The sequence below is a fragment of the Microcoleus sp. S13C4 genome, from assembly GCF_036700865.1.
Taxonomy (GTDB): domain Bacteria; phylum Cyanobacteriota; class Cyanobacteriia; order Cyanobacteriales; family Microcoleaceae; genus Microcoleus.
Window position 1 is genome coordinate 1 of the sequence record NZ_JAUBPS010000135.1, and the last position, 6,208, is coordinate 6,208.

Annotated in this window: 5 protein-coding genes and 1 pseudogene; 2 read left to right on the forward strand and 4 right to left on the reverse strand. The window is 46.5% G+C overall.

Features of this window, described 5'->3' with window-relative positions:
• Positions 1-76: 76 nt before the first annotated feature.
• A pseudogene (locus tag QT996_RS27925) lies at positions 77-241 on the forward strand (transposase); the annotation flags it as partial.
• A 46-nt stretch (positions 242-287) separates the two neighbouring features.
• Here QT996_RS27925 and lptC read toward each other — a convergent pair.
• The 4 genes from lptC to hrcA form a co-directional block, all read right to left on the reverse strand.
• Positions 288-1,484 carry an LPS export ABC transporter periplasmic protein LptC gene (lptC, locus tag QT996_RS27930; RefSeq protein WP_333050714.1) on the reverse strand — a complete coding sequence of 399 codons (1,197 nt, stop codon included), beginning with the start codon at positions 1,482-1,484 and terminating at the stop codon, positions 288-290.
• Positions 1,485-1,674: 190 nt separating this feature from the next.
• Positions 1,675-2,280, reverse strand: a complete 606-nt coding sequence (locus QT996_RS27935) for a LabA-like NYN domain-containing protein (RefSeq protein WP_006631885.1) — start codon at positions 2,278-2,280, stop codon at positions 1,675-1,677.
• A 105-nt stretch (positions 2,281-2,385) separates the two neighbouring features.
• Positions 2,386-3,978: a methionine--tRNA ligase gene (gene metG / locus QT996_RS27940; RefSeq protein ID WP_333050715.1), complete on the reverse strand. Its 1,593-nt coding sequence runs from the start codon at positions 3,976-3,978 to the stop codon at positions 2,386-2,388.
• Positions 3,979-4,810: 832 nt separating this feature from the next.
• Positions 4,811-5,953 carry a heat-inducible transcriptional repressor HrcA gene (gene hrcA, locus QT996_RS27945; RefSeq protein WP_445243951.1) on the reverse strand — a complete coding sequence of 381 codons (1,143 nt, stop codon included), beginning with the start codon at positions 5,951-5,953 and terminating at the stop codon, positions 4,811-4,813.
• Positions 5,954-5,976: 23 nt separating this feature from the next.
• Between hrcA and QT996_RS27950 the strand changes: the two genes are divergently transcribed.
• The gene (locus tag QT996_RS27950; protein WP_333050719.1) at positions 5,977-6,123 is read left to right on the forward strand and encodes a hypothetical protein; all 147 of its coding nucleotides are present in this window, start codon (positions 5,977-5,979) and stop codon (positions 6,121-6,123) included.
• Positions 6,124-6,208: the final 85 nt, after the last annotated feature.

The window sequence follows — 6,208 nt, forward strand, 5'->3', positions numbered from 1 at the left end:
GGGAGCCCTTGTTCTTTGAGCCACCACCGAAAATTCCCTTGACAACGGGCTTTGAGCCTTAACTTGTCACCAATGATTGCCTACTTATTCACCGGAATTGAATTTAATTGAGATTTTGTGGCGGTTTATCAAATATCAATGGCTCGAAATAGATGCCTACTCGAGCTGGCAATCTCTTGTTTCATCTGTAGAAAAAATTCTTAAAGAATTTGGAGATAATTATGTAATTAATTTTGCTTAACTACTTATCTGCGTTCATCAGCGCTCATCAGCGGTTGCAATCCCATCTACGGTCCCAAATTTTTCTTGTACTCGTCCGGTACAAATTCCGTAACCACTTGGCCGCCGCCACCGTCGCCTTTGACAATCACAGTTTGATTTTTTAACTCTCCCGCCGCCCTCGGCCCAGTCAAATTAAACACCGGATTGAGTTGCTTGTAAACCACATTTCCTTCTGCGTCGAAAGTCTGGTTAGTTAAATACCACGTTACTCGATCGGTATTTAATTGAGCTTGACGTTTTTCACCAATTCCTACCACATTTCCGGTCAAATAAAAAACTTTTTTCTGTAAATCTCCCCGCCCCGTATCCCCAGTCATCGTCACCTTTTCCACCCGGTGAAAAACCTTCACAGGCCCAGGCGATATCACATATTGCGCGGGAAAATTCCAACTCATTAAACTGCTTTCTATTTGCAGCGGCGGCTCTGATGGCATCAACTGAGCGTTTTGCGTCAGCGTCGCAATCTTGGTTTTTAAGTCTACATCTACTTGGTCGGCAAAACCGCTGTCTGTTACTGTTTTATCTTTGTATCGGTCAATTTGAGTCGGTTTGTCGCTGTTTACTTTTTGTTGATCTACAAACCACACTAAGTGCTCTGTTCGCAATTGCAAAGCGGGATCTTTAACATTCGCCACCACAGAGCCGAATAACTCCATCCTCTTAGCCCTACTGAAAACCCGCGCTTCCTTGGCTGAAGCCGTCACCTGTTTGTTCTCTCCCGTCAAATTGTTGCGGACAACTAAAACATCTTCCTTCGGCCGCCACTCCAACTCATTTCCTCGCAATACCACTCCATTTTTTAGGTCAGTAGCGACTATGTTACCTTTGAGGAAAACCTGATTTCCTTCCTGAAATACCTGCCCCGTTTCTCCCTGAATGTCGTAAATTTCTTTGCCATCCTGAAACAATTTGCCCACAGGTTTCTGAACGTTTACTATCTTTTTGTCTTTGCTGTAAATGGCATTTTGAGAGTTTACTTTCCAGAACGTTTCGCCCTTTTCGTTTGCTTGTTCTAGGGTTACTTTGTTTAAAGTTAAAGTGCTGTTTGACTTTTGAGCAGTTTTGAGATCCTCCGCTAATTTGTTCTTTTGACTCTCTTGCGGAGTCGCACAAGCAGCAATCCCCAAAATGAGTGCTGCTAAAAATAGCAACACCAATTTTGGGGATTTGACATTGGGAATTGGGGATTTGAGATTAATCATTGGCAATTGGGAAGTGGTAATCGCTAATTGGGAATTGGCAACTGGGAATTGGTAATTGATAATTGGGTATTGAGAAAAATTTAATCAAAAATTAAAAATCCGTCCTACTTTGTCTAACTTTTTAACTTCTAATTTTTAATGATTCAACCCATCACCCATTACCTGTTACCAATTTCCCATTACCAATTCCCTATCTGTCGTCGTGTTCCTCCATCAAGCTCAGACCCGACAAAGGACGGTAAGCATAATTAGGGCGCGATGTTTTTTGAATGTCGTCCTTGATCATTTCCAAATCGATATAGCGATCGGCTACATTAATCAAACTGTCGCTCGTCATCGATCGCAAACTGACCACCTCAACCCGCACACCGCGATAGCTCACAGCGTCTACAGCATAAGCCAAATCGCCGTCACCGCTGACCAGTACCGCCGTGTCGTAAGACCCCACTAAAGCCATCATATCCACAGCGATTTCTACATCCAAATTCGCCTTCTTAGAACCATCTGGCAACTGTACCAAATCCTTAGAAATCACGCGGTAGCCGTTGCGGCGCATCCACAGCAAAAATCCCTGCTGTTTCTCGTTAGTGCGATCGACACCCGTGTAGAAGAAAGAGCGCAGCAGCCGCGAGCCCGCAGTTAAACGGCACAGCAGCTTAGTGTAATCAATCTCAATTCCTAACTGCAAAGCTGCGTAAAAAAGGTTAGAACCGTCAATAAAAATTGCCACTCTACCCCGATTTTCTAGAACCTGTTCCGGCGTAAAAAGGTCGTTGCTTTCTATTCTATTCAACATGATTGTTATGCCTCAATTTTTATGAAAGATTGGTAAGGAAATAACTGCTAATTCGTAGTCTGTCATAACACCCAGAGCGCTGGCTGCCTACTATGAAGGTACTGTTTACAGCAGTTCGAGCCGCTTAAAAACAGGTTGGGGTTCCCCCAGAGTTTGGTTTGCCGGCAAAGCGCCCCAGGCAGCATGAGCTGCAAAATTCGCTAAACTGTTAACTGTAACTCGATCGTTAAAGTCAATTGAAAAACCTAGCTGCTGATAGATAGCGTTGCTGATATTGGGAATAATCGGCGATAAAAGGTAAGATGCTAGTCTAACAGATTCCAGAACAGAATATAGCACTTGTTCAACACTTTCTATCTGTCCCTGCTTGTACAAACTCCAAGGTGCTTGAACGTCAATAAACTTGTTCCCGGCTCGAACTAATGCAAGCACGGCTTCGCAAGCCTTGCTAAAAGCCAAGTCTTCATAAAAACCCGCTACTTGATCGCCCAAATCCTGGCTCATAGCTTTGAGAAGGTTGTCGCCGTCAATGTTTTCTCCCAACACATTTGGTACGCAGGCACCGCAATATTTGCGAGCCATGTTTAGGGTACGATTAAGCAAATTCCCCAAATCGTTTGCTAGCTCAGCATTCAATATATTGATAAACCGAGTTTCGTTAAAATCGCCGTCCTCTCCGAACTCAATTTCTTTGAGGAAATAGTAACGTACTGCATCAGCGCCGTATTTGTTGACCAATTCGACAGGGTTTAAAGTATTACCCTCCGTTTTCCCCATTTTTTTGCCGTCTTTGGTCAAAAACCCGTGTGCGAAGACGCGACCCGGCACCGGCAGATCCGCTGACATCAGCATTGCCGGCCAGTAAACTGCGTGGAAGCGAAGAATATCTTTGCCGATCAAGTGCAAGTCAACCGGCCACCATTTAGATAAAGCATTCTCCAACAGCGGGTCGCTGTCCGGATCTAGCAAGGCGGTGACGTATCCCAGCAAAGCGTCAAACCAGACGTAGATGCTGTGACTGGGGTCAACTGGCATTGGCAGACCCCATTCGAGATTTACTCTAGAAATCGAAAAGTCTTGCAGTCCAGAGCTGACGAAACTGAGCACTTCGTTGCGTCGGCTTTCCGGCGCGATGAAGTCGGGACGTTCTGCGTACAAAGCCAGCAGTTGGTCTTGATAGCGCGACAGACGGAAAAAGTAATTTTCCTCGTCGCGCCACTCAACTTCCTTGCTGGTGTGGACGGAGCACCGATTTCCCGGCAACAATTCCCGTTCATCCTTGAATTCTTCACAGGAGACGCAGTACCAGCCTTGTTGCTGGTTCAAGTAGATGTCGCCGGAGTTCCAGACGCGCTGGAAAAATTCTTTGACAATGTACTCGTGGCGCCTCGAAGTTGTGCGGATGAAGCGATCGTACTGGATGTCGAGTTGCTCCCACAGCGCCTCAAACGCCGGAACTACTGAATCGCAGTGAGCTTGGGGCGATCGTCCCAAACTCTCGGCTGTCCGTTGAATTTTCTGCCCGTGTTCGTCCGTGCCCGTAACCAGCAAAACAGATTTGCCCCGCAGCCGCTCAAATCGGGCTAGGGCATCCGCAGCCATAGTCGTATAAGCGCTGCCAACGTGAGGTAAATCGTTTACATAATACAGAGGCGTTGTTATCGCAAAGGTATTTTTAGTTTTATCAGTCGATTTCATTGAATGCTAAAAGAAAATTCCCTAAATTTCGTTTCGATCTTAACTCAGCGGTTAATTTTTTATGGAGTGGCAATCAAGCCAAATTCACTGCAAGTTATTTGCAATTGTCTAACCCGGGCTATTCCCAAAAGAAATATTGCTTTCCTATCCACACTAATCTTTTTTAGTTGTTTTTGACGAACTCTCTAAAATGTCTTAATATTTTGACCTTCTGCTGCCTTGCGAATCGACGATCGCGGGGTTCGCGCCTCCTCAATTTATTTGTCGCAGCAGCTATACCTAGAGCGGGCGATCGCCCACCGGGTTTGCAACAAAACTGATGGGTTGGGCTGCTAAACCTGCCATTCGACTAACACTCCGCGACCACTTTCTGTAAATGCGTGATCGCTCGGCATCGCCATCTTAAGCCCCGATCGCCGGAAAGTCTATCGCCCCCAACTCCTGCCACTTTCCGAGCCGCTCATGGACGCAGAAACCGGGTTGTTTACGAAACTTTCTGCTCAAGCGCGAAGCGTTAGTTTCTTACCCCAAAAAGAGTATAAAACTACATTCCGCACCCTCAACTGCCACTATCGGTTTTTACTTATTTTGATCCAGCAATAAAACTCTAAGTTATCCTATAATACCGTATATTAACGGATAAAAAACTTTTGAGACGTATAATTTATTACTTTAAAATATAGTTTTCTGCGTAATTATGCTGTGTAACACCCCAGGGTGCGGAATGTGGGATAAAAGCCTAGGTTTTTTGTCACAAAACCCGGTTGATAAAGGTTGCGAGTACCTCCACAGACAATAAAACCCCAAGCCAGTTAAGCTTGGGGCTATCACGTTAGGGTGCATCTAACAAGGGCTGCTCCGATCGCCCTCGATCGCCATCAGGAAAACTAACTCGATTTCCGCCAATAGCTTCTGACAAATAATCCGCCGCAGCTTCCACCACCGCGATCGCATTTTCGTAAACCATCCGCGTCGGCCCCAAAACCCCAACACTACCCACCGGCACCGATCCTCGGCGGTAAGTCGAAGAAATCAGAGTACAGCCACGAATTGGTTCTAAGGAATTTTCCGAACCAATACGCACCGTTACCCGCTTGCCGGGGGTGTCCAACTCAGGCGATTCAAAAATCAAAGGCCAAAGCAGTTCCTGCTCTTGTTCGAGCAGTTGCACCAGGGTTTGAACTTGCTGCAACTGCGAAAACTCAGGCAAGCGCAGGGCTTCTGCCAAACCGCCGATCAGAATCCGCGTGTAGGTTGGATTGCTTTGGCGGCTGCTCAAAGCAGTCAGCATGGTTCCCATCCACTCAGCGTACAGCTCAAAGTCCCGGTCTAACTCGCTCCAGTCTACAGCCGAGAGTTCCAAGAGCGATCGTCCCCGCAACTTGCGGTTCAAAAAATTCGACAAAATCTGCAATTGGCGATCGACGATTTCAACATCAGGCGTGTTACCTTCTGCGTCCCTCGGCAACTGCACCAAAACCGACTGAGTTTCGTAGGCATCCGTCACCACGATCAGCATCACCTTTCCCGCCTCTAGCTGCACCAGTTGTAAGTGGCGCAAGCAAGCCATATTGGTTTGCGGTATGGTGATCATTGCTATGTAACCGCTGATAGTGGCAAGGATTTGAGCAGCGCCACGGAGTGCCGCGTCCATGCGACCATCCGACCAATTGAGCTGGTCTAGTACCTGTTCCACCTTGCGGGCCAGCGTATCAGACGGCTGAATTAACTGGTCTACGTAAATTCGGTAGCCGGAGTCAGAGGGGACTCGTCCTGCCGAAGTGTGGGGCTGATAAAGCAGTCCAGCTTTTTCAAGAGTCCCCATCGCATTGCGAATTGTAGCTGGGCTGACGCTGAGGTTGAATTCGTCAGCCAAAGCTTTTGAGCCAACGGGTTCCGCTGTAGCTATGTAGTGGCGAACCGTTGCCCAAAGGATGTGTTGTTGCCGATCGGTGAGGTTAACGCGCACAGATATTTAAGCAGAATTAGAATTTAGAGTTGAAAGCCACTATTTACCGAAACGTCTGTCCGAAGAGGGCGATCGGGCAGACTTATCTATTTAAGATAACAGATTTAGGCGAAGGCAGAAGGAACAGGGAAGAAGCCACAGGTAAGAAGGAACAGGGAAAGGGAAGAATTTTTTAACTTTTAACTTAGACCTCTTGCGAAAGTGCGCTCGTTCTAGGTAAAATAAAAGAAAAAATTAGATTAATAATATGAATTACGAACA

Bases quoted from the DNA above. Each gene is read 5' to 3' on its own strand.
- lptC (WP_333050714.1), bottom strand. From the start codon at position 1,484: ATGATTAATCTCAAATCCCCAATTCCCAATGTCAAATCCCCAAAATTG.
- QT996_RS27935 (WP_006631885.1), bottom strand. From the start codon at position 2,280: ATGTTGAATAGAATAGAAAGCAACGACCTTTTTACGCCGGAACAGGTT.
- metG (WP_333050715.1), bottom strand. From the start codon at position 3,978: ATGAAATCGACTGATAAAACTAAAAATACCTTTGCGATAACAACGCCT.